The sequence below is a fragment of the Pseudarthrobacter sp. L19 genome (assembly GCF_050859435.1).
Taxonomy (GTDB): Bacteria; Actinomycetota; Actinomycetes; order Actinomycetales; family Micrococcaceae; genus Arthrobacter.
This window is the reverse complement of the sequence record NZ_CP193935.1, coordinates 1,322,326-1,348,094: the sequence shown is the minus strand read 5'-3', so window position 1 is coordinate 1,348,094 and position 25,769 is coordinate 1,322,326. Positions and strand designations below refer to the sequence as shown.

At 69.7% G+C, this 25,769-nt stretch carries 26 protein-coding genes and 3 pseudogenes; 12 read left to right on the top strand and 17 right to left on the bottom strand.

Annotated elements, in window-relative coordinates; translation table 11 throughout:
* Positions 1-25 precede the first annotated feature (25 nt).
* The 5 genes and pseudogenes from ACRQ5B_RS06325 to ACRQ5B_RS06305 all read left to right on the top strand — a co-directional run bounded on the left by ACRQ5B_RS06325 (position 26) and on the right by ACRQ5B_RS06305 (position 3,961).
* Entirely contained in the window at positions 26-922 is an 897-nt protein-coding gene (locus ACRQ5B_RS06325) for a methylenetetrahydrofolate reductase (protein WP_412884386.1), read from the top strand.
* Positions 922-1,794, top strand: a complete 873-nt coding sequence (purU, locus tag ACRQ5B_RS06320; RefSeq protein WP_412884387.1) for a formyltetrahydrofolate deformylase — start codon at positions 922-924, stop codon at positions 1,792-1,794. Before ACRQ5B_RS06325 ends, purU begins: the two co-directional genes overlap by 1 nt.
* 62 nt (positions 1,795-1,856) lie before the next feature.
* Complete coding sequence (gene ligM, locus ACRQ5B_RS06315) at positions 1,857-3,269, top strand: vanillate/3-O-methylgallate O-demethylase (RefSeq protein WP_432398013.1); 1,413 nt, start codon at positions 1,857-1,859, stop codon at positions 3,267-3,269.
* A gap of 72 nt (positions 3,270-3,341) precedes the next feature.
* Positions 3,342-3,518 (top strand): annotated as a pseudogene (locus ACRQ5B_RS06310) (PadR family transcriptional regulator); the annotation flags it as partial.
* Positions 3,519-3,754: 236 nt separating this feature from the next.
* Positions 3,755-3,961 carry a hypothetical protein gene (locus tag ACRQ5B_RS06305; protein WP_432398010.1) on the top strand — a complete coding sequence of 69 codons (207 nt, stop codon included), beginning with the start codon at positions 3,755-3,757 and terminating at the stop codon, positions 3,959-3,961.
* Positions 3,962-3,974: 13 nt separating this feature from the next.
* Here the strand turns inward: ACRQ5B_RS06305 and ACRQ5B_RS06300 are convergent, their stop codons facing one another.
* From ACRQ5B_RS06300 to ACRQ5B_RS06275, 6 genes and pseudogenes are all read right to left on the bottom strand, one after another.
* On the bottom strand, positions 3,975-5,234 hold the full coding sequence (locus ACRQ5B_RS06300; RefSeq protein WP_377970958.1) for an ABC transporter substrate-binding protein: 1,260 nt from the start codon (positions 5,232-5,234) through the stop codon (positions 3,975-3,977).
* Complete coding sequence (locus tag ACRQ5B_RS06295; RefSeq protein WP_432398006.1) at positions 5,231-6,379, bottom strand: branched-chain amino acid ABC transporter permease; 1,149 nt, start codon at positions 6,377-6,379, stop codon at positions 5,231-5,233. Before ACRQ5B_RS06295 ends, ACRQ5B_RS06300 begins: the two co-directional genes overlap by 4 nt.
* The gene (locus tag ACRQ5B_RS06290; protein ID WP_432398003.1) at positions 6,379-7,974 is read right to left on the bottom strand and encodes an ABC transporter permease subunit; all 1,596 of its coding nucleotides are present in this window, start codon (positions 7,972-7,974) and stop codon (positions 6,379-6,381) included. Before ACRQ5B_RS06290 ends, ACRQ5B_RS06295 begins: the two co-directional genes overlap by 1 nt.
* Positions 7,961-8,716 (bottom strand): ABC transporter ATP-binding protein, encoded by a 756-nt coding sequence (locus ACRQ5B_RS06285; RefSeq protein ID WP_432398000.1) that lies wholly within the window; start codon positions 8,714-8,716, stop codon positions 7,961-7,963. The genes ACRQ5B_RS06290 and ACRQ5B_RS06285 overlap by 14 nt, the downstream gene beginning before the upstream one ends.
* Before the next feature lie 148 nt (positions 8,717-8,864).
* Complete coding sequence (locus ACRQ5B_RS06280; RefSeq protein WP_432397997.1) at positions 8,865-9,152, bottom strand: MoaD/ThiS family protein; 288 nt, start codon at positions 9,150-9,152, stop codon at positions 8,865-8,867.
* Positions 9,153-9,161: 9 nt separating this feature from the next.
* Positions 9,162-10,278: pseudogene (locus ACRQ5B_RS06275) on the bottom strand (WD40/YVTN/BNR-like repeat-containing protein).
* 323 nt (positions 10,279-10,601) lie between these two features.
* Here ACRQ5B_RS06275 and ACRQ5B_RS06270 point away from each other — a divergent pair.
* From ACRQ5B_RS06270 to ACRQ5B_RS06255, 4 genes are all read left to right on the top strand, one after another.
* Positions 10,602-10,997, top strand: coding sequence for a metal-sensitive transcriptional regulator (locus ACRQ5B_RS06270; RefSeq protein WP_432397994.1), 396 nt, complete (start codon positions 10,602-10,604; stop codon positions 10,995-10,997).
* A gap of 94 nt (positions 10,998-11,091) precedes the next feature.
* Positions 11,092-11,322, top strand: coding sequence for a heavy-metal-associated domain-containing protein (locus ACRQ5B_RS06265; protein ID WP_290257162.1), 231 nt, complete (start codon positions 11,092-11,094; stop codon positions 11,320-11,322).
* A gap of 136 nt (positions 11,323-11,458) precedes the next feature.
* Entirely contained in the window at positions 11,459-13,717 is a 2,259-nt protein-coding gene (locus ACRQ5B_RS06260; protein WP_432398709.1) for a heavy metal translocating P-type ATPase, read from the top strand.
* Between the two features lie 159 nt (positions 13,718-13,876).
* Entirely contained in the window at positions 13,877-14,143 is a 267-nt protein-coding gene (locus tag ACRQ5B_RS06255; protein WP_290257160.1) for a hypothetical protein, read from the top strand.
* A gap of 102 nt (positions 14,144-14,245) precedes the next feature.
* On the opposite strand, the gene ACRQ5B_RS06250 is transcribed toward ACRQ5B_RS06255, so the two are convergent.
* Positions 14,246-15,226, bottom strand: a complete 981-nt coding sequence (locus tag ACRQ5B_RS06250) for an EamA family transporter (RefSeq protein WP_432398708.1) — start codon at positions 15,224-15,226, stop codon at positions 14,246-14,248.
* Between the two features lie 193 nt (positions 15,227-15,419).
* Here ACRQ5B_RS06250 and ACRQ5B_RS06245 point away from each other — a divergent pair, with 193 nt between their 5' ends.
* Positions 15,420-15,962 carry a CGNR zinc finger domain-containing protein gene (locus ACRQ5B_RS06245; protein ID WP_432397990.1) on the top strand — a complete coding sequence of 181 codons (543 nt, stop codon included), beginning with the start codon at positions 15,420-15,422 and terminating at the stop codon, positions 15,960-15,962.
* 72 nt (positions 15,963-16,034) lie between these two features.
* Here the strand turns inward: ACRQ5B_RS06245 and ACRQ5B_RS06240 are convergent.
* The 3 genes and pseudogenes from ACRQ5B_RS06240 to ACRQ5B_RS06230 form a co-directional block, all read right to left on the bottom strand.
* Positions 16,035-16,345: pseudogene (locus tag ACRQ5B_RS06240) on the bottom strand (hypothetical protein).
* A 117-nt stretch (positions 16,346-16,462) separates the two neighbouring features.
* Positions 16,463-17,056, bottom strand: a complete 594-nt coding sequence (locus ACRQ5B_RS06235) for a hypothetical protein (protein ID WP_432397987.1) — start codon at positions 17,054-17,056, stop codon at positions 16,463-16,465.
* A 26-nt stretch (positions 17,057-17,082) separates the two neighbouring features.
* A complete protein-coding gene (locus ACRQ5B_RS06230; protein ID WP_432397984.1) occupies positions 17,083-18,426 on the bottom strand; it encodes an MATE family efflux transporter in 1,344 nt (447 codons plus the stop codon).
* Between the two features lie 93 nt (positions 18,427-18,519).
* On the opposite strand from ACRQ5B_RS06230, the gene ACRQ5B_RS06225 reads away from it, so the two are divergent.
* A complete protein-coding gene (locus tag ACRQ5B_RS06225) occupies positions 18,520-19,497 on the top strand; it encodes an acyl-CoA thioesterase (RefSeq protein ID WP_432397981.1) in 978 nt (325 codons plus the stop codon).
* On the opposite strand, the gene dnaB is transcribed toward ACRQ5B_RS06225, so the two are convergent.
* On the bottom strand, positions 19,494-20,879 hold the full coding sequence (gene dnaB, locus ACRQ5B_RS06220; protein WP_290257154.1) for a replicative DNA helicase: 1,386 nt from the start codon (positions 20,877-20,879) through the stop codon (positions 19,494-19,496). The two genes, ACRQ5B_RS06225 and dnaB, sit on opposite strands and share 4 nt — an antisense overlap.
* Before the next feature lie 602 nt (positions 20,880-21,481).
* Between dnaB and ACRQ5B_RS06215 the strand changes: the two genes are divergently transcribed.
* Complete coding sequence (locus ACRQ5B_RS06215) at positions 21,482-22,048, top strand: hypothetical protein (RefSeq protein ID WP_432397978.1); 567 nt, start codon at positions 21,482-21,484, stop codon at positions 22,046-22,048.
* Positions 22,049-22,076: 28 nt separating this feature from the next.
* Here ACRQ5B_RS06215 and ACRQ5B_RS06210 read toward each other — a convergent pair whose 3' ends face one another.
* From ACRQ5B_RS06210 to rpsF, 6 genes are all read right to left on the bottom strand, one after another.
* Positions 22,077-22,703 (bottom strand): FMN reductase, encoded by a 627-nt coding sequence (locus ACRQ5B_RS06210; protein ID WP_432397976.1) that lies wholly within the window; start codon positions 22,701-22,703, stop codon positions 22,077-22,079.
* Between the two features lie 111 nt (positions 22,704-22,814).
* Complete coding sequence (locus ACRQ5B_RS06205; protein ID WP_432397973.1) at positions 22,815-23,669, bottom strand: PhzF family phenazine biosynthesis protein; 855 nt, start codon at positions 23,667-23,669, stop codon at positions 22,815-22,817.
* 143 nt (positions 23,670-23,812) lie between these two features.
* Positions 23,813-24,265 carry a 50S ribosomal protein L9 gene (gene rplI, locus ACRQ5B_RS06200; protein ID WP_432397970.1) on the bottom strand — a complete coding sequence of 151 codons (453 nt, stop codon included), beginning with the start codon at positions 24,263-24,265 and terminating at the stop codon, positions 23,813-23,815.
* Between the two features lie 17 nt (positions 24,266-24,282).
* Positions 24,283-24,522, bottom strand: a complete 240-nt coding sequence (gene rpsR / locus ACRQ5B_RS06195; RefSeq protein ID WP_003800144.1) for a 30S ribosomal protein S18 — start codon at positions 24,520-24,522, stop codon at positions 24,283-24,285.
* Between the two features lie 123 nt (positions 24,523-24,645).
* A complete protein-coding gene (locus tag ACRQ5B_RS06190; protein ID WP_290257144.1) occupies positions 24,646-25,227 on the bottom strand; it encodes a single-stranded DNA-binding protein in 582 nt (193 codons plus the stop codon).
* A gap of 54 nt (positions 25,228-25,281) precedes the next feature.
* The gene (gene rpsF, locus ACRQ5B_RS06185) at positions 25,282-25,587 is read right to left on the bottom strand and encodes a 30S ribosomal protein S6 (RefSeq protein ID WP_290257143.1); all 306 of its coding nucleotides are present in this window, start codon (positions 25,585-25,587) and stop codon (positions 25,282-25,284) included.
* Positions 25,588-25,769: the final 182 nt, after the last annotated feature.

Below are 25,769 nucleotides of genomic sequence, written 5' to 3'. Positions count from 1 at the left end.
TCGCACCCACGGAAAGGACTTCCTGATGGCGAATCGAATCACGCCCGTGGTCAACCGGGCGGCTTCCCTGGAACTGATCCGCGATTTCTCGCTTGAGATGACCGGCAAGGACGTGCCGGCCCTGCACGAGGCGAAGGACCACATCCCGCCGGGCACCCGCATCAACGTCACCTTCCTCGGCAACGAGGACCTGGAGATGCGGGTGGCCGCGGCGAAGGCCGTCCGGGAGCTCGGCTTCGTTCCCGTCCCGCACATCTCCGCCCGCCGGCTCCGCTCCCTGGAACAGCTTGAGGAATTCCTGGCCCGGCTCCAGGACGTCGGCGCCAGCGAGCACATCTTCGCCGTCGGCGGCGACCCGGCCACCCCCGAGGGGCCCTTCGAGGACTCCCTCGCCGTGATCCGGAGCGGCGTGCTGCAGCAGTACGGGGTGCGCCAGGTGGGGATCGGCGGCTACCCCGAGGGCCACCCGGACATCGCCAAGGACGTGCTCGCCCGGGCGCTGGCGGACAAGACCGCCGCCCTCGCGGAGCAGGAGCTCGACGCCGTCATCCTCACCCAGTTCGCCTTCGACACCGACCCGGTCGCCGACTGGATCACCGCCCTGCGCGCCGGCGGCGTCAACGCCGAGATCCGGGTGGGAACCCCCGGACCGGCCGGCATCAAGCGGCTCCTCGGCTTCGCCCGCCGGTTCGGCGTCGGCGCGAACGCCATGATCGTCAAGAAGTACGGCTTCTCCCTGACCAACCTGATGGGCGACGCGGGGCCGGACCGGTTCGTCAACGACCTGGCCGCCGAACTCGCCGAGCGCACCTCGGGGCCGCAGGATCCCGCCGTCGGCCGCGTGGGCCTGCACTTCTACACGTTCGGCGGACTGCTGGCCACGGCCGACTGGGTCCGGCAGTTCACCGCCGGGCGCCCCTGATGGCGCCCCACACGGAGTCGCTCCGGGACCAGGCCTGCCTGATTGTCCACGGCCCCGACCAGCCCGGCATCGTCGCCGCGGTGGCGGCCCTGGTGACCCGCAGCCGGGGAAACATCGTCTCCCTGGACCAATACTCTTCCGATCCCAGCTCCGGCGACTTCTTCCAGCGGGTGGTGTTCAACCGCCCCGACCTGGCCGCCGCCCTGCCGGAGATCGAGGCGGACCTGGCGAAAACCCTGGGTCCGCTCGGCCTGCAGTGGACCCTGACGGACCGGTCCGTGCCCAAGCGGATGGCCATCCTGGTCTCCACTTCGGACCACTGCCTGCTGGAGCTGCTCTGGCGGCACCGCCGCGGCGAGCTGCCCGTCTCCATCCCGATGGTGATCTCCAACCACACCAACACCGCCGAGGATGTCCGCTCCTTCGGGGTGCCGTTCTTCCACGTGCCCTCCGCCGGGCCGGACAAGTCCGCCGCCGAAGACGAGATCCTGAAGCTGCTGGCCGGCAACGTCGACTTCGTGGTGCTGGCCCGCTACATGCAGATCCTCTCCCCGGAGTTCCTGGACCGGGCGGGCGTCCCGCTGATCAACATCCACCATTCCTTCCTGCCCGCTTTCGTCGGCGCCGCGCCGTACCGCAAGGCCAAGGAACGCGGCGTGAAGCTGATCGGCGCGACCTCGCATTACGTCACCAAGGACCTGGACGAGGGCCCGATCATCGAGCAGGACGTCGCCCGCGTGACGCACGCCCACTCCGCGGCGGACCTGCAGGCCCGCGGCGCCTACGTCGAACGGGCCGTGCTCTCCCGCGCGGTGCAGTGGCACGCCGAGGACCGGATCATCCGGCACGGCAACCAGACCATCGTGTTCTGACGCCCTCCGGCTTCCGAAACACCCCTAGACCCCCGAAATCCCGACAGAAAAAGAGGTTCATTGTGGCACCGAAGAATCTGCAGGAAGTCCTCGACGCGTCCCGCGGCGCCGTCGACCTGCTCCGCAACTCGCAGATCGGCTCCTACATCTATCCGGTGGTCCCCGCAGACTTCCAGAACTGGATCAAGGAACAGACCGCCTGGCGCCAGACGGCCGTGCTGTACGACCAGTCCCACCACATGGACAACCTGTTCATGTCCGGCTCGGACGCGATCAAGCTGATCTCCGCCACCGCCATCAACTCCACCGCCGTCTTCCCGGTCAACAAGGCCAAGCAGTACGTCCCGACGACTGAATCCGGCCACGTCATCGGCGACGGCATCCTGTTCCGCGAGGGCGAGGACGAATACGTCTACGTGGGCCGTGCCCCGGCCGCGAACTGGCTGCTCTACCACGGTGAAACAGGCGGCTACGGCAACCTGGACATCCGGGTGGACCGCCGGTCGCCGTCGCGGCCCTACGGCCACGGGGTGTCCCGACAGTACTACCGCTTCCAGATCCAGGGCCCGAACGCCTGGCAGGTGATCGAGAAGCTCAACGGCGGCCCGCTGGAGCAGCTGAAGTTCTTCAACATGTCCACCATGACGATCGACGGCACCACCGTCCGGACCCTCCGCCACGGCATGGCCGGCGCCCCGGGCCTGGAGGTGTGGGGCCCGTACGAGGACCACGACCGGATCCGCGACGCGATCGTGGCCGCCGGCGCCGAGTTCGGGCTGGTCCCGGTGGGCTCCCGTGCCTACCCCTCCAACACGCTCGAATCCGGCTGGATCCCCTCCCCGCTGCCGGCCATCTACACCGGCGAGGCCGAGCGCGGCTACCGCGAGTGGCTCCCCGCGGACGGCTACGAGGCCACCGGCACCCTGGCCGGATCCTTCGTCTCAGACCGGATCGAGGACTACTACCTGACCCCCTGGGAGCTGGGCTACGGCTCCTTCGTGAAGTTCGACCACGACTTCATCGGCCGCGACGCCCTGGAGAAGATGGACCCCGCCGCGCAGCGCCGCAAGGTGACGCTGGCCTGGGACGCGGAGGACATCACGAAGATCTATGCCTCGCTCTTCAACGTGGAGGGCCCCAGCTACAAGTTCTTCGACCTGCCGCTGGCGAACTACGGTTCGGCCAACTACGACTCCGTGGTCGACGCCGACGGCACCGTGGTGGGCTACTCGATGTTCACCGGGTACAGCGCGAACGAGCGCCGGGCACTGTCCCTGGCCACGATCGACCCGAACGTCCCGGAGGGCACCGAACTGAAGGTGGTCTGGGGCGAGCCGAACGGCGGCACCGCGAAGGCCGCAGTCGAGCCGCACGAGCAGACCGAGGTCCGCGCCGTCGTCAGCCCGGTCCCCTACTCCACCGTGGCGCGCGCAACGTACCAGGGCGGTTGGCGCACCAACTACCAGCCCGCCTAGGCTGGGAGCCTCGGGTCGAGGGGGCGGCACACCCGCCCCCTCGACCCCCGCCACGCCCGGAAGGAGCACCGTATGAGCCTGCGCTATGCGCTGCTCGCGCTGCTGCGCGTCGGCCCGCTCTCCGGGTACGAACTGCAGAAGCAGTTTTCCGCGTCCGTGGGCCACGTCTGGCACGCGCCGGACTCACAGATCTACCCCGAGCTGCGCAAGATGGAGGCCGAGGGCCTGATCGAGGGTGAGGAACAGCCCCGCGGCCAGCGCGCCACCCGGCGGCTCTACCACGTGACCGCCGCCGGCGAGGCGGCGTTCCTGGCCTGGATGCAGACCCCGCTGGAGTACGCCCGGGTCCGCGACCCCGCCCACCTGCGCGCGGCCTACCTCGAGGCCGCCTCCCCGGCGACGCCCGCGCCTTCTTCCGCCGGCACGAGGCCCAGTGGGAGGCCGAACTCGCCCAATGGGAGGGTGAGCTGCAGCGGATCGCCGAGGTGGCCAACCCGATGCTGGTCCGCCGCCTCGCCGTCACCGACCCCGGCGACCGGGAACGCACCGTGGCCTTCAAGCGCTTCACCTACGAGGGCCTGGTGGACCGGGCCCGCACCGAGATCGAGTGGGCCCGGCGCGGGCTCCGGCTGGTCGACGAGCTGGAAGCCGCCGGCGGCGCCTGGCCCGGGCCGGGAATCCCGGCCCGGTAGGCACCGCCCGCGCCTAGCCGAAGTTCTGCACCGTCGCGTAGCCCTTGCCGTCATACTTCTGCACCAGGACCGAGGACACCGCGGGCTGGCCGTCCGTGGTCGTGTCCACCGAGGTGCCGGAGAGCATCAGCGGCGCCTGCAGGCCCTTGACGTTGCGCAGCGCGGTCATGAAGCTGTCCCGCGTGGGCTCGGTCATGGTCTTGAACGCCTGCTCCAGTGTCGCACCCACCATGTAGCTCCACATGCAGTGCGGGAAGGCCGGCATGTCCGGGTACTTCGCGTACTGCTTGAGGTCGGCGAGGAACTTCACGACGTCGGGATCCTTGGCGAACGCCGGGCTCTGCGGGGCCTTGGCGAAGGACACCGAGTAGATGCCCGGGTACGCCGCGGCACCGCCCGGGCCCAGGATCGCGGCCGGGCTGGAGGTGTTCGAGGGCAGGAACCAGCTGGGCTTCCAGCCGAGCTGCTGGGCCTTCTGCAGCGAGGCGATGGCCAGCGGGGTGATGGACATGGCGTCGAAGAACACGTCCGCGCCGGAGGAAGCCAGCTGGGTCAGCTGCGCGTCCACGGAGGTGTCCGTGGCCTCGTAGGTCTGCTCGCCCACCACCGAGATGTTCGAGGCGCCCTTGATGGCGTCCTTGAACCCCTGGACGTAGCCCTTGCCGTAGTCGTCGTTCTGGGACAGGATCGCCACCTTGTGCGGCTGGCCGGAACCGGCGATCAGCTTGCCGAACGCGGCGCCCTCGTTCTGGTAGATCGGGACGAACCCGAGCTGCCAGGGGCTCTGCTTCCGGTCGCTGAACAGCGGGTCGCCGGTCATCACCAGCACCTGCGGGACCTTCTGGCTGATCGCCGCCTCCCGGAATGCCCGGTTGGTGGGGGTGCCGAGGCCAGCGGTGGCGGCGAAGACATTGTCCGAGACCATCTGCTGGAAGTTCGCCAGCGACTTCTGCGGGTCGTAGCCGTCGTCGTAGGACTTGATGTTGACCGTTCGGGTCTTGCCGTCGCCGAACTTCACGCCGCCGGCGGCGTTGAGCGCACCGAAGTAGGCGGTGACGCCGGCCACCGTGCAGGTGCCCTGGCCGGCGATCGCGCCGCTGAGCGGGGTGGTGATGCCGAGGGTAATGGAGGAGTCGGTGATGCCGGGCGAGGCGGCGTTGCTTCCGCCGCCCTGGTTGGTACCGCCGCGGGTGCAGCCCGAGGCGGAGAGCGCAATGACCGCCGCCACCGCCACGATGCCGAGGACCCCGCGAGGCCGGGTGTTCTTTCTCATGCTTGGTCTTGCCTCCCTGTCTGGTGCTGGATTGTCTGCTGCTGGTCTGTCTGGTGCTGGATTGTCTGGTGCTGGTCTGCCTGGTTTTCCGGCACGGCCCCCGGGGCCGGGGCGGGAACGGTGCGCTGCTGGTCACCGGTCCCGGGCCGGTCCCGGTTCCGGCCGGTGATCCGGCGGAGCACCCGGGGCAGGCTGACCAGCCCCTCGGGCAGCAGGAACAGGACGATCAGTAGGATGGCGCCCTGGCTGACGGTGGTGAGGCCGGGGTCCACGGCGTTGGTCAGCAGCGGGACCAGGACGTAGTACGCCCCACCGATGAGGGACCCGGCGATGCTCCCGGCGCCGCCGATCACCATGGCGGCCAGCAGGCTGATCGAATGCCCGAAGCTCAGGGTCTCCGGGGAGGTGTACTGCACGGCGGCGAGGTAGAGGAACCCGCTGGCGCCGCCAAAGATGGAGGCCACGGTGAAGGCCAGGACCTTGGTCCGGTACGGGGAGACGCCCATCGACGCGGCGACGGCCTCGTTTTCCTTGACGACGCCGAACGCCCGCCCATACTTGCCGCGGACCAGGTTGCGGGCCAGCAGGAACCCGGCGGCCGTTACCAGCAGGATGATGTAGTACTGCCACTGGTCGTTGTAGAGCCCGGACCAGTCCGGGGCGTCGGTGAACCGGGCCGAGATGCCCTGCGAGCCGCCGGTGAATCCCTCCAGGCGCTTGGCCAGCGGCACCCCCACGATCGGCAGGGCGATGGTCACCATGGCGATCGCGAGGCCGCCCAGCCGCGCCGCGGCCAGCGCCACCAGCAGCCCCACGAGGCCTGCGATCAGGCAGGCCAGGACGAACACCAGCAGGATGTTCCAGCCCTGCTTGACCCCGTAGGCGGTGACGTAGGCGCCGAGGCCCACGAAGAAGATCTGGCCGAGGTTGACCTGGCCGGTGTAGCCCATGACGATGTTCAGTCCCAGCACGGCCACGGCGTAGACGCCGATCCGCACCAGGGTCTGGTTGGCGAAGGGCGGCAGGTTCAGCGGCGCGAGAAGCAGCACCACGGCCACCAGGACGAGCACGACGATCCGGACGGTGCGGTTTCCGGTGGACAGGGGTTTCACGGACAGGGGTTGTACGTTCAGGCGGTTGCGCATCAGACTCTCACCACGACCTTCCGGCCAAAGAGGCCCTGCGGCCGCAGGATCAGGATGACGAAGATCAGCGCGAACGGGACCGCGATCTTCAGGTCGTGGCCGATGAACGGCACGTACACCGCCACGAGGTTTTCCAGCACGCCGATCGCCCAGGCGGCCACCACACAGCCGATCGGACTGCTCAGCCCGCCCAGGATCACGGCGGCGAGGGCGTAGACCAGGGCGGTGTCCAGCATGCCGGGGGTCAGGGTCAGCTGCGGGGCCACCAGGACGCCGGCGACGGCGCCGAGCGCTGCGGCCAGTCCCCAGCCGACCATCAGCAGCCGGCCCACCGGCAGCCCGGAGAGGGCGGCCGACGCCGGGCTGTCCGCCACCGCGCGGAGGGCCAGGCCCAGCTTGGTGCGCAGGAAGAGCAGTTGCAGGACCACCATGATGACCACGATCGTCACCGTGGTGGCGAGCGACCGGACGCTGACCACCGCGCCCAGGATGTCGACGCTGGTGAGCGGGAACAGCGAGGGGAAGCCGAGGTTGTTGTAGCTCCAGATCACGGCGACGATGCCGGTGATCAGGGTCAGCAGGCCGATGGTGACGACGACGGCGGTGTCCGGGTCGCCGCGCTCGAACCGGCGGACCAGGAAGCGTTCGGCCAGGGCCCCGAGGACGAAGGACAGCGCCACGGCCAGGATGATGGCCACCACCAGCGGCAGCCCGGCCTGCACGAAGGCGTAGGCGACGTAGCCGGAGAGGACCGCCAGGCCGCCCTGGGCAAAGTTGATCAGCCCGGTGGCCTGGTTGACCAGCACGATCGCCAGGGCCAGCGCGGCGTAGATGGACCCGGTCGACAGCCCGTCGACCACCAGCTGGATGAAGGTGCCCACCGGTTCAGCCCCCAGGTACGCTCGTCGGATCTCGTCCATCCCCTTAAGCTCGGCGGTGGTGCCGGTCAGGGCGGTGCGGCCCGTTTCCAGCACGGTTGCCGTGTCCACCAGGGAGAAGGCGAGGTTGGCGTTTTGTTCCACCACCACCATGGCGATCCCGGACTCCAGCCGGAGCCTGCGGATCGCCTCGTAGACGGTCTTGGCGGTGCCGGGTGCGAGTCCCAGTGACGCCTCATCCAGCAGCAGCAGCCGGGGCCGGGCCATGAACGCCCGGCCCACGGCGAGCATCTGCTGTTCACCGCCGGAGAGGGCGGCCGCCCGGGAGCCGATCCGGTCGCGCAGTTGCGGGAACAGGTCCAGGCAGTAGTCGACGTCGGCGGCGATAGCCTGCCGTCCCTTCCGCAGGTAGGCGCCCACCATCAGGTTTTCCCGCACGCTCAGCTGCCCCAGCGTCCCCCGGCCCTCCGGCACGTGCGCGACGCCCAGCGCCGCGACCTGGTCCGGCCGCAGCCCGCGGATGTCACGGCCCGCGAACCGGATGGTCCCTCCGGCCCGGACGGTGCCGCTGATGGCCCGCAGGGTGGTGGTCTTGCCCGCGCCGTTGGCGCCGAGGATTCCGACGGCGCCGCCCTCGGGCACGCTGAGCGAGACGCCGTCGATCACCTGGACCGGCCCGTAGGAGGCGGTCACGTCCACCAGCTCAAGCAGCGTCATCCGCGGCGTCCTTCCCCAGATAGGCCTCGATCACCCGCGGATCAGCTTGCGCCTCCGCCGCGGTTCCGGCCATGAGCTTCCGGCCGTGGTCCAGCACCACCACCTGGTCCGTGAGGGCCGAGATGAGGCCCATGTGGTGCTCGACGACGATGATCGTGATGTCCCGCTCGGCCCGGATCCGCCGGACTGTGGCGATCAGCTCCTCCACCTCGGCGTGCGACAGGCCGGCGGCGGGTTCGTCCAGCAGCAGCAGCGAGGGTCCGGAGAGCAGCGCCCGCCAGAGCTCGATCCCCTTGTGCAGGCCGTGGGAGAGTTCGTTGGCCGGGACGTCGGCCGCCCAGCCGAGTCCGGCGCGCTCGAGCAGGCTGCGGGCCTCGGCGCGGATGGAGCGTTCGGCCCGGGCGGTGCGCGGTAGCCGGAGCGCCCAGGAGGCGGGGCCGCCGGGGAGGCGGAGGTGTCCGCCGAGGAGGACGTTCTCCAGGACGGTGGCGTTCAGCAGCAGGGCCGGGTGTTGGAAGGTCCGGGCGAGGCCGAGTCCGGCGAGCCGGGACGGGGCCGAGCCCTGGACCTCGGTGCCGTCGATGGTGATGGTCCCCGCGCTGGGTTTGTAGTGTCCGCTGATGCAGTTGAAGAGGGACGTCTTGCCGGCGCCGTTGGGGCCGACCAGTCCGAGGATGACCCCGGGTTCAACGTCGAAGCTGACGTCCTGCAGCACCTTGACGCCGCCGAAGTGGAGGCTCACGTCCGTCAGGCTCAAGGTTGCGGCCACCGGCGTCCCTTCCTGTCGCACCATTGCGGGGTGGGGCGCGACCGGCAGGGACGGCCCGGAACCGACGGTACGGATCGCTGACGAAATTGTCAACGATTTTGAGGTCAGAATGCCGCGGGGCTCAGCCGCCGGCGACGGACTGGATGATGAGCACCTCCTGGCCCGGCGAGACCTCGGTCCCAAGGCCCTGCAGACGGCGGATTTCGACGCCGGAAACGTACACGTTCACGAAGCGGCGGACGCTGCCGGTCTCGTCCCGGAGGCGCCGGCCGAGCGCCGGGTAGTCGCCGGCCAGCTCGTCCAGCAGCCGGCCCACCGGGAGCGGGCCGTCGGCGGCCACCTCGAGGCCGGAACGGCCGCCGGCCAGGGGTGCCAGGACGCTCGGCAGCAGCACGCTGATCTCAGCCACGGTGACCCGTCATGCCGGGACCGGGGCGCCGACCACCTGCGCCGCACGCACGCACAGCACGTCGGGCAGGTGCGAGGCGACCTCGTTGAAGTGCTCACCCTCGTCGGCACTGGCGTAGACGCTGCCGCCGCGGGTGCCGAAATACACCCCGGCCGGCTCGGCGGTGTCCACGCAGGCGGCATCGCGGAGCACCACGTTGAATTCGGAGCCGGGCAGGCCCTCGTCCAGACGCTTCCAGGTGGCCCCGGCGTCGTCCGTGCGGTGCACCGCCAGCTTCCCCTCCGGGGGATCCGCTCGCCGTCGGCCTTCAGCGGGATCACCCAGGCCGTACCGGCGCGGTGCGGGTGCGTGAGCATCACGAAGCCGAAGTCCGCGGGCAGCCCCTCCGCGATGGATTCCCAGGTCTCGGCATCGTCGTCCGTGCGGTAGACGCCGTGGTGGTTCTGCGCGTAGAGCCGGCCGTCGACGGCGGAATCGGCGGCGATTTTGTGCACGCACTGGCCGAACTCGGGGTAGGGATCGGGGTTGAAGTAGGCGGAGATGCCCTTGTTCCGGGCGTCCCAGGACTGGCCGCCGTCCTTGGAGCGGTAGACGCCGCCGGTGCTCATGGCCACGTGCACCCGCTCCCCGTCCGGGTGGACGACGATCGAGTGGGCCGCCGCGCCGCCGTAGCCGGATCCCCACTCGCTACGGTGCGGGTGGTCCCAGAGTCCGCGGTTGAGTTCGAAGTGTTCCCCGCCGTCGGTGGATTTCCACACCGAGATCGGCTCGCAGCCGGCCCAGACGACGCCGGGCCGGGACTCGGCGTCGGGGTAGATCTGCCAGACCCGCTCCAGGGCGGCGCCGGTGTCCTCAGGGAAGCGGATGGCGCCCTGCTCGGGCTCGGTCCAGCTCGCCCCCAGGTCGTCGGAGTGGAAGACGGTGGGTCCCCAGTGCTCGGAGCGGACGCCGACCAGGATCCGGGTCTTGCCGTCCCGGGTGTCGATGCCGATGCTGGGGATCTCACTCATCAGGAAATGCGGTCCGGATAGGGACCAGGAACGGCGGTCGGGGCTGGTGGCCAGCCACAGCCCTTTTTCGTGCCGATTGCCAGGACAAAGTTTTCCTCGGATGCCATGGCCCCCATCGAACCACCACGAGGGGAGGCCCGCAATGGTCTTTTCACCTTCGCTTGGAGAAATTCCCCGGGGCACCGGCAGCGGTCCGGCCGGCCGGGGCGCGGGAAACTAAAGTGAAAGTAGTTATCCGAGATGCTGGCGAAGCCGCCCCGCGCCCCGTAGAGTCGTGGTTGTAGGCGGAAGAACTCCTACCCCAATGACTGCTCCGGAGTGCGTATCCCCCAATAACGCACTCCGGAGCTTTTTAACGCTCATTCTCCGGCGGCGCGGGCCAAAAGATACCCCCTGGGGGTACTTGCATCATACCCACCAGGGGTATATCTTGGTGGCCATGAGCGCATCCGATTCTTCAGTGGCCGCCGCCGGGGACCTGATTCCCGCAGACGCCGGCGCAGAGACCGCCCAGCACGAGGGCTCCCACGCCGGGTCCGGCCAGCACGGGTATTCCGCCAACAAGGACGCCTACCTCAAGCGGCTCAAGCGCATCGAGGGCCAGGTCCGCGGCATTGCCCGGATGGTCGATGAGGACAAGTACTGCATCGACATCCTCACCCAGGTCGCCGCCGTCACCAAGGCCCTGCACGCCGTCAGCCTGGGGCTGGTCGAGGAGCACATCGGCCACTGCGTCGTGGGGGCGGCCGCCGAACCGGATCCGGAGCTGCGGTCGGAGGCCATCGACGCCAAGGTCAAAGAAGCAACCGACGCCATCGGCCGGCTCCTGCGCTGACGCCGCGCGACGCGGCCCACCGGTAACCCCCGCACCCAGCTACCCAGTCAGCCAGCCACCAACCGGGCCCTCCCGGCCCACGAAGGAGAGCACCATGAGCACCGTTTCCACCACCATTGAAGTTTCCGGCATGACCTGCGGCCACTGCGTCTCCTCCGTCACGGAGGAACTCGAGGCCCTGGACGGCGTGGAGAACGTCGACGTCGACCTCAACGCCGGCGGGATCTCCACCGTGACCATCGGCTCCGCCCGCGAGCTCTCCCCCGCCGAGATCGGCGAGGCCGTCGCCGAGGCCGGCTACCTGGTGGTCGCCAACGAAGCCTGACCGGGCGGCAACCAGCCCTGAGCGCCGGAGAGGGCGCCCGCAGCACGAAGGAGTAAGGAAAGAGGCACGTACCGTGGAAAACGCCAAGCTGCTGGACCAGTCCGGGACGCGGGTGGTGGAACTCGATATCGAGGGCATGACCTGTGCGTCCTGCGTGGGCCGGGTGGAGCGCAAACTCGGCAAGCTGGAGGGCGTGGAGGCGGTGGTGAACCTGCCGCTGGAATCGGCCCGCGTGACCGTTCCGGCCGGCATCAGCGACGACCAGCTCACCGCCACCGTGAGCGCCGCGGGCTACAAGGCCACCGTGCGGACGCCCCCTGCCGCCCGCCCCGCCGTGGACGATGCGGCCGCCGGGGATGAAGCGTCCGACGGCGGCGCAACTGCCGGCGCAACCCGCTCCGCGGCGTCGGCCCTGAAGCCCCGGCTGATCACTGCCGCCGTCTTCACCGTGCCCGTCTTCGTGCTCTCCATGGTGCCGGCCGCGCAGTTCCCGAACTGGGGCTGGGTGGCCGGGCTGCTGGCGCTGCCGGTGGTCACGTGGGCGGCCTGGCCCTTCCACCGGGCCGCGGCGGTGAACGCCCGGCACCTGTCCTCCACCATGGACACCCTGGTCTCGATCGGCGTCACCGCGGCCTACGTCTTCTCCGCCTGGCAGCTGCTGGCAAATCCGCGGCTCACCGAGCACCCGGGCATGGCCGGCATGGGACCGGAGGGCCTGTATTTCGAGGTGGCCTCCGTGGTGACCACCTTCCTGCTGCTGGGCCGCTTCCTTGAGGCCAACGCCAAGCAGAAGGCCGGGGATGCGCTGAAAACCCTGCTGGACCTGGGAGCCAAGGACGCCACCGTGCTCCGCGACGGCCTCGAGGTCACCGTCCCGGCGGACCGGCTCGCGGTCGGCGACGTGATCGTGGTCCGCCCCGGCGGGAAGATCCCGGCCGACGGCGTGGTGGTCGAGGGCAGCTCCGCCGTCGACGCTTCCCTGGTCACCGGCGAATCCGTGCCGGTGGAAGTCGGCCCGGACAGCCCCGTCACCGGCGCCACCATCAACACCTCCGGCCGGATCCTGGTCCGGGCCACCCGCGTGGGCTCGGAGACCACCCTGGCCCAGATGGGACGGCTGGTCTCGCAGGCGCAGTCAGGCAAGGCGCCCATCGCCCGGCTGGCCGACCGCATCAGCGGCGTGTTCGTCCCGGTGGTGCTGGGGATCGCCGTCGTGACCTTTGCCGCCTGGCTGCTGGCGGCCGGACCGGACATCACCGACGCCGGCCTCCGCTCGGCCTTCACGGCGGCGGTGGCGGTGCTGGTCATCGCCTGCCCCTGTGCGCTGGGCCTCGCCACCCCGGTGGGCCTGCTCACCGGCACCGGCCGCGGCGCCCAGCTGGGCATCCTGATCCGCGGCCCGCAGGTCCTCGAGGACACCCGGACGGTGGACACCATCCTGCTGGACAAGACCGGGACCGTGACCACCGGGCACCTGGCCGTCGAGGGCACCACCGCCTTCCCCGGTTTCGAGGCCGACGCCGTGCTGCGCCTCGCCGGCGCCGCCGAGGCCGCCTCAGAGCACCCCATCGCCCGGGCCATCGCGGCCGCCGCCCTGGCCGACGGGTCCGCGGACCGGCTGCCCGCCGTCGCGGACTTCCACTCCGCCCCCGGCGGCGGCGTCCGCGGCACGGTCGACGGGCACACGGTCACGGTGGGCCGCTCCGGCTGGCTGGAGGAGAACAGCGTCGCGCTCACCGGCGGCCAGCGTGAGACCCTCGCGACGGAGGAAGCCGCCGGGGCGAGCGCCATCTGGGTGGCGGTCGACGGCGCACCGGCGGGGCTCATCAGCCTGCGCGACACCCTGAAGCCCGGATCCGCGGCAGCCATCGCCCGGCTCCGCGGGCTGGGACTGCGCCCCATCCTGCTGACCGGCGACAACGCCGCGGTCGCGGCCCAGGTGGCTGCCGCCGTCGGGATCGCCCCGGAGGACGTCTACGCCGGGGTCACCCCGGAGGGCAAGGTGGACGCCGTCCGCGCCCTTCAGGACGACGGTGCCACCGTGGCCATGGCCGGCGACGGCGTCAACGATGCCGCGGCGCTGGCGCAGGCGGACCTCGGCATCGCCATGGGCTCGGGGACGGACGTGGCGATCGAGGCCGCGGACCTGACCGTCATGGGCAACGACCTGGCCCAGGTGGCGCAGGCGATCGAGCTGTCCCGCCGCACCCTGGGCACCATCAAGACGAACCTCTTCTGGGCCTTCTTCTACAACGCCGTCGGCATCCCGGTGGCGGCCCTGGGCCTGCTCAACCCGATGATCGCCGGCGCAGCGATGGCCGCCAGCTCCGTGTTGGTGGTGGCCAACTCGCTCCGCCTCCGCAGCTTCGGGAAGCAAGGGCCGGCCGCGGCCTGAACGGTGCCAACCGTATGGGCAGGGCTCCATGGGCAGGGGTCCCCATCGACGCTCGCGGAGGCGGCAGGGTAGGTTCATGGCATAGGAACTTCCGGATCAGCCGGGGGCCGCTGGGGACGCCGAGAGGTTCGGGTCCGACGATCTAAGGAGATTTTTCGCATGGCTATTTGGGGTGCAGATGTTGATCAGCTGAAGGCGCTGGGGTCCAAGCTGCAGGCCGGGTCGCAGGAAATCGATAACCAGAAGTCGATGCTGACCAAGGTCCTGGCTGGCACGCAGTGGATGGGTCCGGACGCGGAGAAGTTCCGCAGCGAGTGGAACGGCGAGCACGTCGCGGCCCTGACCCGGGTGTCCCAGGCGCTGCAGCAGGCCGGTCAGCAGGCGGTCCGCAACGCCACCGAGCAGCAGAGCGCCTCCGCCCGCTAAACGCGGCCGCGGAAACAACCCGCACACTACGCAGCAGGTCCGGACGCGCCGCGTCCGGACCTGCTGCCGTTAATTCGGTTCTTATGATCCCGCCCGGCCCGCCTAGGGGACGGGTTCGACGTCGTTCGCGTGGTCCAGCGGCGCCGGAACCGCGGCGGCGGTCCGCAGCTCGTCGAGGCGCACCAGCAGCACCCCGCCCACGATCAGGACGCCGCCCAGCAGCTGCACCGGACCGGGAAGTTCGCCCAGCAGCAGCCACGCCCAGAGCACGGCGAACAGCACCTCGGTCAGCGAGATGAAGGATGCCACCTTGGATCCCAGAGCCCGGGCGGCCACGATGCCGGAGACGTAGGCCAGGACGGTGGCCAGGAGGACCAGGCCACCGAGGGACACCCACCACGGCGTCACCCAGGGACCCAGCCGGGTGTCCGCCGTGGAGGCGGCCATGGGCAACAGCCCGGTCGCGGCGGCCAGCCACATCACGGCCGCACCGGCCAGCAGACCGCCCGAGGCCAGGACGATCGGCGGCAGGGTGTCGTTTTCCTTGGCCGTGATGAAGAAGTAGATGGCCAGGCAGACGGCCGCCGCCACGCCCCAGAGCACGCCGACCAGGTCGATCCGCACCGCCCCCGTGAGGTCCAGGACCAGCACCAGGCCCGCCAGCGAGAGCAGCGTCCCGCCGATGGTCAGCGGCCGGGGCCGGCGCCGGCTGGCCAACCAGAGCCAGAGCACGATCATCACCGGGGCAAGGTATTCGAGCAAGAGGGCGACGCCAACCGAGAGCCGGGCGACGGCATTGAAGTAGAGGAGCTGGCAGGCGGCCACGCCGATCACGCCGAACAGCACCACGGTGAGCCAGTTGTCCCGGAGCTGGTGCCAGCGGCCGCGCAGCGCGAGAGCCGCAGGGACGGCGAGGACCAGGGCGGCGCCGGTCAGGCGCGCGGTGACCGCGGCGCCGGGGCTCCAGCCGGTCTCCAGCAGGGACTTGGCGAAGGATCCGGACAGGCCGAAGACCGCCGAGGAGAACAGGGCCACGCCCAGGCCGGAGGCGAGGAACGAGGAGACCCCGGTCCGCGCCGGAATGCCGGCGGCGGTTCCGGCGGACGTGGTCTCGGCTGGGCTGCCGGTGCCCGGGCTGCCGGGAATGGCCCCGTCGTGCGGGGTGCTGGTGGGAGGGCCGGCGGGGCGGCGAGCGGCAGGCAAGGGTCTGCCTCCTGTCAGGAGTAAAGTCGGGTTATGGTCATGACAGTACGTGCGCCGAACGTAAGGAGTCAAGATGATTTTTGCCCCTGACACGGAGATTGCGCTCCGGTCCGTCGTCAACCTGATCAATACCGCGGCGAACGGGGAGGAACACCTCCCGGATCCGGCCGCCCTGGACCGCTTCCTCAGCGCCGAGGGTTTCAGCGGGGCCCGGAGCCGTGACGTGGCCGAACTGGAGAGCGTCCTGCGGCTGCGGGCCGAACTCACCGCACTGTGGCGGGCCGGGGAGTCCGAGGCGGTGGACACCGTGAACCGGCTGCTGCGCGAGGCGCGGGCACTGCCGCAGTTGAGCAAGCATGACGGTTGGGACTGGCACCTGCACGCCACCGCGCCGGAGGCGCCCCTGGCGGACCGGATGAGCACGGAGGCGGCGATGGCGCTGGTGGACGTGATCCGCAGCAAGGAAATGGACCGGATGCTGGTCTGCGCCGCGGACGACTGTGACGCCGTCGTGCTGGACCTGAGCCGGAACCGCTCCAAGCGGTACTGCGACACCGGCAACTGCGCCAACCGGGCGCACGTGGCGGCATACCGGGCGCGGAAGGCCGCCTCCTAGCGGGCGGCGAAGTACGGCCTGCGCCGCTGAGGTGGGGCCGGACTTAGTGGGGCCGGGCTAGTGGGGCCGGGCCTAGTGGGCGGGGGTGCCGCCGTCGGACTCTTCCTGCTGCTGCGGGGCCTGCTGGGGGGAGGACGCCGGGCGGCGGGAGCTGAGGTTGACGCCGGAGCCCTTGCCGAGGTGCTCGGCGTTCTCCTTGTAGCTCATGGAGAGCATCGCGGCGATCACCAGGGTGACGATGAAGGCGATGCCGGCGCCGGTGAAGGCCAGGTCAAAGCGGGGGCCTTGGCGCTGCCGCCGGAGGCGAAGATGAGGACGGCGAAGAAGGCCAGCACCGCGAAGAAGGCGGAGAACATCAGCGGTCCCTTGACCGAAGTCCGCATCGTGCGGCGTTCTCCTGGGTTCTGCTGTGCCAAGGTGCTTTCCTCCTGCCGCCAGCGCCGTCGGGCGTGGCAGTCGCGATCGCGCAAATGTTCTACGCCGGGTAGAACCTGTCCTGTCTAGTTTACGGCCTCGGCGGAAACGCCCCGCGCATCGTGCCGCAGGGTCAGCCCGGCCAGCGTCCACAGCACGCCGCCGATAATGGCGCCACCGCCGGCCACGCCGAGGAGGGCGTGCGGACCCAGGTCGATGAAGAACGGCAGCCCGGCGGCCGTGCCCAGGCCGATGATGCCAGAGGTGATCCAGTCCCGCGCCAGCACCGAACGGCCGCGGGTGGCGATCCCCAGGATCAGCTCGGCCGCGCCTGCCAGCGCCAGCCCCAGGGCACCGACGACGCCGAAGACCAGGTTGGAGGGCAGCAGCGCCACGGCTGCACCGGTGCCGGCCAGAATGGCGCCGGCTGCGGCCAGGAGGCGCGCGTGCGGACCGCCGGCGGCCAGGCCGGTCCTGCGGGCGCCCCAGAGCAGCACCACGCCGGTGGCCAGCAGGTAAAGTCCCGCGGTCCAGCCCATCGCCGGGACCGGCGGCGCCGCCCAGAAGACGGTGACCGCGCCGAAGACCAGGGCGACGGCGGCGCGCAGCAGGACCGGCTTCCAGAGGTCCGGGGCGGTGGTTGGGGCGGTCGAGGGGCTCGGGGTGGCGGGGAGAGTCACCCGTCCAGTTTAGGCGCTGGCGGGCCTCAGGCGTCGCCCAGCCGCATCCAGCGGTCCGTGCGGGCCCGCAGCCCCAGGGTCACGGCCCGTGCGCCGAGGTAGCCGAAGGAGAACGCGGCCCAGAGCCAGAGCAGCCCCGCTCCCCCGGCGGCCCCGGAAAGCCGGACCGCCAGCAGCAGCGGCAGGTACACCAGCAGGTTGATGACGCCGGCCACCGCCAGGTACTTGGCGTCCCCGGCACCGATCAGCACGCCGTCCAGGACGAACACGTAGCCGGCCAGCGGCTGGCCCGCGGCGAGGACCCACAGCGCCAGCGCCAGGGTGGAGCGCACGCCGTCGTCGGCGGTGAACAGCAGGCCGGCCCACGGTGCGGCCACCGCCAGCAGCGCCCCCGTGAGCACGCCGAAGCCCAGGCCCCAGCGGACCATGGTGCGGGTCAGCTCCCGGGCCGCCGCCGGGTGGGAGGCGCCCAATTCCTTCCCGATCAGGGCCTGCGCGGCAATCGCCAGGGCGTCGAGGGCGAAGGCGAGGAAGGTGAAGACGGTCATCGCGAGCTGGTGGGCGGCCAGGTTCACGGCGCCCTGGGCGGTGGCCACGAGCACGGTGGCGAGGATCGCGACGCGCAGGCTGACGGTGCGCAGCATCAGCCAGGACCCCACCTGCGTCAGGGCGCGGATGCCGCGCCAGTCCGGCCGCAGCGGGACCCCGTGCCGGCGGGCGGTGCGCTGCACCATCACCACGTAGACCAGCGCCATGGCCCACTGGGCGATGCTGGTGCCGAGTGCCGACCCGGTGACGGACAGCCCCAGCCCGTAGACCAGGAACGCGTTGAGGCCGATGTTGACGGCGAACCCGGCGGTGGCCACCACGAGCGGCGTCCGGGTGTCCTGCAGGCCCCGGAGCACCCCGGTCCCGGCGAAGATCAGCAGCATGGCAACCAGCCCGGGCATGGACCAGCGGAGGTAGTCAACGGCGAAGGTGCGCACCTCGCCCCGGGCCCCCATCAAGTCCAGCAGCGGCCCGGCGGCGAGGGCGCCGGCGGCAGCAAGGGCTGCGCCGAGGAGCAGCGCCAGCCAGAGGCCGTCGCGGCCGGACGCCAGGGCACGGGCCAGGTCACCGCGGCCCACGGCGCGCGCGACGGCGGGGGTGGTGGAGTAGGCCAGGAAGACCATGAGCCCGACGGCGGTGTGCAGCACGGCGGAGGCGAGGCCCACGCCGGCCAGTTCCGCGACGCCGAGGTGGCCCACGATCGCGGAGTCGGCGAGCAGGAACAGCGGCTCGGCGATCAGCGCCCCGAAGGCCGGGACGGCCAGGCGGAGGATCTCCCGGCGCTGGTCGGGCCGGGCGGAGGTGGTGGGTTGCGCGGGCACGGCTCCACCCTAGCCGCCCCGTGTGGCGCGGGTGCGCGCGAATGTGTCATGGTGCCTGTGTCCGCCCGTGGCCGCGTCAGTACACTCGCAGGCATGGATGAGTCCCCCGACAATGCCGTCACCCTCCGCTTCCTGGCCGCGCCCACCGACGTCGGCCACAGCGGCTCCGTGGACGCCGGGACGGTCCTCGAATGGGTGGACAAGGCCGCCTACGCCGCGGCGGTCGGCTGGGCGAAGTCCTATTGCGTGACCGCCTATGTGGGCAACATCCACTTCGCGGACCCGGTCAACAGCGGGGACATGGTGGAGGTGGAGGCCACGATCGTTTACACCGGCCGGTCTTCCATGCACATCCGGACCGTGGTGTCCTCGGGCGATCCGAAGGGCGGCCCCGCCACCATGCGCAGCCAGTGCCTGGTGATCTTCGTGGCCGTGGGCGCGGACGGCAAGCCCATCCCGGTGCCGCAGTTCAAGCCCGCCACCCCGGCGGAAATCGAGGAGCGGGACCACGCGCTGGCGCGGATCAAGGTCCGCGAGGAGATCGTCGAGGCCATGAACCGGCAGGAATACACCGACGCCGGCACGGCCGAGCGCGTCACGCTTCGCTTCATGGCCGCGCCCACGGACGTGAACTGGGGTGGCAAGGTGCACGGCGGCATCGTGATGAAGTGGATCGACGAGGCGGCCTACGTCTGCGCCTCCAGATACTGCGGGATGGACACGGTGGCCGTGTTCTCCGGCGGGGTGCGGTTCTACCGGCCGCTGCTGATCGGGCACCTGGTGGAGGTCGAGGCGCGGCTGGTGTACACCGGCACCAAGGGCATGCACATCGCGGTTCACGTGCGCTCCGGGGATCCCAGGGGCCATGAACTGAGCCTGACCACCTACTGCCTGACCGTCATGGTGGCCCGGGACGCGACGGGCACCTCGGTCCCGGTACGGCAGTGGGTGCCGGTCTCGGACGAGGACCGGCGGCTGCACGCCCACGCCCGGGAGCTGTTGGAGATCCGCGGCCGGGCCCCCGGGAACCGGCTGCCCAACCACCTGCTCGCCGGACAGCCTCCGGCCTAGAAGCCCCCGCCGCCGCCGGCGTCGCCGGCCATGTTGGCGAACCGGGAGTAGTGGCCCTGGAAGGCGACCACGATGTCCTTGGTGGGGCCGTTACGGTGCTTGGCGATCAGGATGTCCGCCTCGCCGGCACGGGGGGACTCCTTGTCGTAGACGTCTTCGCGGTGCAGCAGGATGACCATGTCGGCGTCCTGCTCGATGGAGCCGGATTCACGCAGGTCGGAGACCATCGGCCGCTTGTCCTGGCGCTGCTCCGAGCCACGGTTCAGCTGCGAGAGGGCGATCACCGGTACCTGGAGTTCCTTGGCCAGCAGCTTCAGGGCACGGGAGAACTCGGAGACTTCCTGCTGGCGGGATTCGACCTTCTTGCCCGAGCTCATCAGCTGCAAGTAGTCGAGGATGACCAGCTTGAGGTCGTGCTGCTGCTTCAGGCGGCGGCACTTGGCGCGGATTTCCATCAGGGACATGTTGGGGCTGTCGTCGATGAACAGCGGGGCGTCGTTCATCCGGCCCATGGTGGTGGCGATCTTGGACCACTGTTCGTCCTTGATGGTGCCCTTGCGCAGGTCCTGCAGGCCGATGGTGGCTTCCGCGGACAGCAGGCGCATGGCGATCTCGTTCCGGCCCATTTCCAAGGAGAACATGACGGTGGCGAGGTTGTTCTTGATCGCGGCCGAGCGGGCGAAGTCCAGCGCGAACGTGGACTTACCGACGGCGGGGCGCGCGGCGATGACGATCATCTGGCCCGGGTGCAGGCCGTGCGTGAGCTCGTCGAGCTCGTAGAAGCCGGTGGGGACGCCCACCATGCCCTCGCCGCGGTGGCCTGAGGCCTCGATCTCGTCCACCGTGGATTCCATGACGTCCTTGAGGACCACGTAGTCCTCGGCGGTGCGGCGCTCGGCCACGGCGTAGACCTCGGCCTGGGCCTGGTTGACCAGGTCCTCCACCTCGCCGTCCTGGCCGTAACCGAGCTGAACGATCTTGGTCCCGGCGTTCACCAGGCGGCGGAGCACGGCACGTTCGGCCACGATCTCCGCGTAGTACCCGGCGTTCGCGGCCGTGGGGACGGTCTGGATCAGCTCGTGCAGGTAGGCGGGCCCGCCGATGCGGTTGATTTCGCCGCGCTTGGTCAGTTCATCGGAGACGGTGACGGCGTCGGCGGGCTCGCCCCGGCCGTAGAGGTCGATGATGGCCTCGTAGATGGTCTCGTGGGCGGGGCGGTAGAAGTCCTGGCCGCGCAGGATTTCGACGACGTCGGCGATGGCATCCTTGGAGAGCATCATGCCGCCCAACACGGACTGCTCGGCCGGAATGTCCTGCGGCGGCTTGCGGCTGCCCTCTGCTCCCCGGGTTCCCTCGATCGAGTCCAGATGCGTAACTGACAAAACTGCCGTCCTTCGTTGTGTGCCGTTGGGCGCCGCCGCCGGCGGCTTCCGTCCCATGCGTCAGGTGTATCAGCGGGCACTGACAGGATGGCGGTGTGGGGCCCGGCTGCCGCTGGTCTCCCGCCACGGTATCCCCCGGCGGCCCGGCTCCAACCCGGTTGTCCACCGGGGGTGTGGATAAGGTGTGGACCACCGCCCCCTGCTTGTGCACAGCCTGTGGGAAGTTCTGTGGAAAAGAATATTGTTTCGCTCATACATCGGCTCTGACCTGCGAAAACACTGCGTTCAGGCTGTGGACGCAAAAGAATTTCGGAAAACTTTCATCCACAGCCGCGGCGGCCGGGCTGGGGAAAGCGCACCACATTCCGGCCGGAAAACTCCGCACATATGCCTATTCTGTGATGCATATCACCGATTCCGCGCCGCTCCGCCCCCGATCCCCGGGTTCCGCCATACGGCGGGCGGAATATGCTGTGGATAACGATGGGCGGCAGTGCACGGCCCTCCGGGCCATCCGGGCCCGACCGGCCTTTGGCCCGCACCCGCTCCCGAACTCGCATCAAAACCCGCACCCGCACCCCACAAGGATTGGTCCAGAACGTATGGAAGCCCTGCTCATCCCCCTTGCCATCCTGGTGCTGGCCGCCGTCGTCGTGGTCCTCGTGGCGCGGGCGCTGGGCCGGCGGCGGAACCCCGGGGCGGAGTCAGGCCCCGCCGGCGCCCCGTCCTCCCAGGAAGCCGCCCGCGCCGCCGCGCAGGTCCTGGACCAGGACCAGCACCGCCGGGTCTATGCCTTCATTGCCCGCGGGCAGGCCGTGGCCGCCATCCAGGCCTACCGGGAGGCCACCGGGACGGGCCTGCGCGCCGCCCGGGACGCCGTCGCGGCGTTGGCGGCCCATCCCCAGCAGTTCCGGGAGGCCGCCCCCGTGGACGCTCCGGCTGAAGACGCCGGAGTCCCGCAGCACTTCCCCTACCGCTACCGGGCCATCGCCAGCAGGGGCGAGGTCACCCGGGAAGTCAGCAGCACCATGCTCAACGACGAAATTTACGGCCGGATCCGCCGGCAGGCCGCCGACGGCGACGTCGAGGGCGCCGCGGCGGCGCTCTGCCGCCACTCCGACATCTCCCTCGACGAGGCCCGGGAGTTCATCGCCCTCCTGGAGGACTGATGCGCCCGGGCGTGGGCGCCACTGCGCCCTAGTGTCCGCCCGAGATGCCGGCCAGCAGCTGCTCGAAGGGCAACGACGCTGCGGGTTCCTGCCGGCGGCCCGGCTGCGGGCCCTGGAGCAGGGCTGCCAACTCCCCCGCGGCCCGTTCGATCCGTGACGAGAGGGGCGAGCCGCCGTCGCCCGCGGTCCCCCAGTCCTGGGGGCCGGCGAAGACGCCCGTGGCCGCCGTGCGCGTCCGCAGGTAGCTGAAGAGCGGCCGCATGGCGTAGTCCAGGACCATCTGGTGCCGGTCCGTGCCGCCTGTGGCGCCCAGGAGCACCGCCTTGCCCTCGAGCGACTTAGGGTCCAGCACGTCGATGAAGGACTTGAACAGACCGCTGTAGGAGGCGCTGAAGACCGGCGTGACGGCAATCAGGCCCTCCGAGGCCTCGACGCCGGCGATCACGTCCGCCAGCCGCGGGCCGGCGTACCCGGTGACGAAATTGTTGGCGATGTCCACGGCCAGGTCGCGCAGTTCCACCACGTCGACAGTGACGGCGTAGCCCTCGCGCTCCAGCCGGCCCTTGGCGGCGGCCGCCAGCTGGTCGGCCAGCAGGCGGCTGGAGGAAGGGACGCCGAGTCCGGCGGAGAGGACGGTAATGCGGCGGGTTTCCACGGTGCGCTCCTAAAATCGAGGTACATGCATTTGCATCTACCTGTAGAAGACGACGCCACGGCGCTTTATTCCCCTCCGCTGCCCACACCTCCAGTCGTTCAGAGGAGTGGATCAGAGGAGGACGAATCCCTCGATGCAACTCACGGAGCTCCCGCCAACCCAGACATCGTCGCCGGCAGCCTCGATGTGGACGCGCCCGGCTCGGCCCAGCGCCGTCCCCTGCGCCGCCAGGTAAGAGCTGGGCGCCCGGCCGGTTCCGATCAGCCACTGGGCCGCACCGGCGTTGAAGCTTCCGGTGACCGGGTCTTCAGCGGCCGCGTCTCCGGGGATAAAGGTGCGGACCTCGAAGCCCGGGCCGGATCCGTCCGGGTGGGGGCCGATCACACCGACCTTGAGCCCGGCCATCGCAGCGTAGTCGGGCCTGATGGCGAGCACCTGCTCTGCGGATCCCAGCAGGACGCCGATCCATTCCGGTCCGTTGACCAGCCAGGACGCGTCCAGGAGTTCGTGCCGGGGCAACCCCAACCCGGCCGCGATGCGGGCCAGGTCCGCCTCGGCCACCGGCCCCGAGCGGGTCAACGGTGGTGCCGCGAAGGCCAGGCGGCCGCCGTCGCGCCTCACGCGCACCAGACCGGCGGCGCATTCCTGCACCAGCTCCCCGTCCCGCCGGGGGATGCCGCCCGCCCCGAGCCAGGCATGGGCAGAACCGAGCGTCGGGTGGCCGGCGAAGGGAAACTCCTCGCTGCCGGTGAAGATCCTGACCCGGTAGTCGGCACGGGGATCTGTGGGCGGGAGCAGGAAAGTGGTCTCCGAGAGATTCGTCCAGTTGGCGAATCTCTGCATGGCATGGGCGTCGAGGCCGTCACCGTCGAGCACGACTGCCAGCGGATTTCCGCGGTACGGTTCAGCGGAGAAGACGTCGACCTGGGCGAAGGGGCGGAGACGGGGTGCAGGATTATCGGTCACGTGCCGCAGGCTATCACCGCCGCCGGCCACGAGAGTGCGGCCCGGTCCTCAGCGGGGTTAAACGCAGAAGGCCCCCGCTCCCGGTTCCCTGGGGGATCCGGAGGCGGGGGCCTCCCCGTCGTGCAGTCAGTCAGTCGTAAAGACTACTTCCCCGCGACGACGTCGAGTTCGATCACAGCGGACACGTCGTCGTGCAGACGGACGTTGGCCTGGTAGGAACCGGTCGACTTGATGTGAGTCGGCAGTTCAACCTTGCGCTTGTCGATGCGGCCGAGGCCAGCGGCCTCAACGGCGTCGGCGACGTCGCCCTGCTTGACGGTGCCGAACAGGCGTCCGGTCTCGCCGGCCTTGACGACGAGCTTGACCGGCTTGGCCTGCAGTGCAGCGGCCTGCTTCTGAGCATCTTCCAGGGAAGCGTGCTCGCGGGCGGCGCGGGCGGCCTTGATGGACTCAACCTGCTTCTCGCCACCCTTGGACCAGGTCAGGGCGAAGTTGCGGGGCAGCAGGTAGTTACGGGCGTAACCGTCCTTGACCTCGACAACGTCGCCAGCAGCACCGAGACCGGTGACTTCGTGGGTCAGAATGAGCTTTGCCATGTTAGTTAATCCCTTCCTTAGCCGCGGCCAGCGCCGGAGTAAGGCAGCAGAGCAACTTCGCGGGCGTTCTTGATTGCCTGTGCGATCTTGCGCTGTTCCTGGACCGTGACGCCGGTGACGCGACGGGCGCGGATCTTTCCGCGGTCGGAGATGAACTTGCGCAGCAATGCTACGTCCTTGTAGTCGATGACAGTGATGTCAGCGGCCTTCAAGGGGTTGGACTTTGGTTTGGGCTTACGGAGTTCAGCCTTAGCCATCGTGGAGCTCCTATTCGATGGAGCCCGTGGATATTGATCCACGGGATGGTGGTGATCCGCCGCCGTTCTCTCGCGGCCGCCTTAGCGGCCGTGCGGGTCCGGCGTCGGACCTTTATATGGTGTTTAGAAGGGAGGTTCGGAATCCGGGCCGTTGCCCCAGCCGCCGGCATTGCTGACCCCGGGCGTAGCCCACGGATCATCCTGCGCAGCCTGCTGGCCGCCGCCCCAGTTTCCACCCGAGTTGCCGCCCTGGTTTCCACCAGAGTTGCCACCGAAACCGCCGCTGTTGCCGCCGCCGAAGCCACCCTGGCCGCCGTTTCCGGCGCCACCCCCGCCGGAGCGCTGGGTGCGGTTGACCTTGGCGTTGGCGTAGCGCAGGCTGGGGCCGATCTCGTCGACTTCCAGCTCGATAACGGTGCGCTTCTCGCCTTCCTTGGTTTCGTAGGAACGGCTCTTCAAGCGGCCGGAAACGATCACGCGCATGCCCTTGGTCAGGGACTCGGCGACGTTTTCAGCTGCTTCACGCCAGACCGAAGCGCGGAGGAACAGGGTTTCCCCGTCCTTCCACTCGTTGGACTGGCGGTCGAACGTGCGGGGCGTAGAAGCGATGGTGAAGTTCGCTACTGCCGAACCTGACGGGGTGAACCTCAGTTCGGGGTCATTGGTGAGATTACCGATGACCGTAATAGTGGTCTCGCCTGCCATCTACTGCCTCCTTGTTCGTTCCTACGGGGTTAAAGATTGAGGGGTGGAGCTGAATTACTCAGCAACAACCTTCTGCTCTTCGGGGCGGATGATCTTGGTGCGCATGATGGTCTCGTTGAGACTCAGCTGGCGGTCAAGTTCCTTGGCGGTAGCCGGCTCAGCGGTGAAGTTCACCACGGCGTAGATACCTTCGGACTTCTTCTGGATTTCGTAAGCCAGTCGACGACGGCCCCAGATGTCAACCTTTTCGATGGTTCCACCATCGTTGGTGATGACGTTCAGGAACTTCTGAAGCGACGGCTCAACGGTACGCTCTTCGACCTCGGGGTCGATGATTACCATCAATTCGTAAGGACGCATATGTGAACCCACCTCCTTTGGGCTAAGCGGTTACGGCCTTTCCGTAACAGGAGGTTCATTTGCGGTGACTGCACGGCCGCGCACCCGGAACGGGGACGTGACGCAGCACAGACTTCAATAGCTTAGTGCATCCGGGGTGTTTTCGGCGACTCTGGACCCACCGTAATCCCGCACGGGGCGGC

Excerpts from the sequence above, each read along its gene's own strand:
- ACRQ5B_RS06325 (WP_412884386.1), top strand. The coding sequence starts at position 26 with ATGGCGAATCGAATCACGCCCGTGGTCAACCGGGCGGCTTCCCTGGAA.
- purU (WP_412884387.1), top strand. The coding sequence starts at position 922 with ATGGCGCCCCACACGGAGTCGCTCCGGGACCAGGCCTGCCTGATTGTC.
- ACRQ5B_RS06300 (WP_377970958.1), bottom strand. The coding sequence starts at position 5,234 with ATGAGAAAGAACACCCGGCCTCGCGGGGTCCTCGGCATCGTGGCGGTG.
- ACRQ5B_RS06295 (WP_432398006.1), bottom strand. The coding sequence starts at position 6,379 with ATGCGCAACCGCCTGAACGTACAACCCCTGTCCGTGAAACCCCTGTCC.
- ACRQ5B_RS06290 (WP_432398003.1), bottom strand. The coding sequence starts at position 7,974 with ATGACGCTGCTTGAGCTGGTGGACGTGACCGCCTCCTACGGGCCGGTC.
- ACRQ5B_RS06270 (WP_432397994.1), top strand. The coding sequence starts at position 10,602 with ATGAGCGCATCCGATTCTTCAGTGGCCGCCGCCGGGGACCTGATTCCC.
- ACRQ5B_RS06265 (WP_290257162.1), top strand. The coding sequence starts at position 11,092 with ATGAGCACCGTTTCCACCACCATTGAAGTTTCCGGCATGACCTGCGGC.
- ACRQ5B_RS06260 (WP_432398709.1), top strand. The coding sequence starts at position 11,459 with ATGACCTGTGCGTCCTGCGTGGGCCGGGTGGAGCGCAAACTCGGCAAG.
- ACRQ5B_RS06255 (WP_290257160.1), top strand. The coding sequence starts at position 13,877 with ATGGCTATTTGGGGTGCAGATGTTGATCAGCTGAAGGCGCTGGGGTCC.
- ACRQ5B_RS06245 (WP_432397990.1), top strand. The coding sequence starts at position 15,420 with ATGATTTTTGCCCCTGACACGGAGATTGCGCTCCGGTCCGTCGTCAAC.
- ACRQ5B_RS06225 (WP_432397981.1), top strand. The coding sequence starts at position 18,520 with ATGGATGAGTCCCCCGACAATGCCGTCACCCTCCGCTTCCTGGCCGCG.
- ACRQ5B_RS06215 (WP_432397978.1), top strand. The coding sequence starts at position 21,482 with ATGGAAGCCCTGCTCATCCCCCTTGCCATCCTGGTGCTGGCCGCCGTC.
- rplI (WP_432397970.1), bottom strand. The coding sequence starts at position 24,265 with ATGGCAAAGCTCATTCTGACCCACGAAGTCACCGGTCTCGGTGCTGCT.
- rpsR (WP_003800144.1), bottom strand. The coding sequence starts at position 24,522 with ATGGCTAAGGCTGAACTCCGTAAGCCCAAACCAAAGTCCAACCCCTTG.
- ACRQ5B_RS06190 (WP_290257144.1), bottom strand. The coding sequence starts at position 25,227 with ATGGCAGGCGAGACCACTATTACGGTCATCGGTAATCTCACCAATGAC.
- rpsF (WP_290257143.1), bottom strand. The coding sequence starts at position 25,587 with ATGCGTCCTTACGAATTGATGGTAATCATCGACCCCGAGGTCGAAGAG.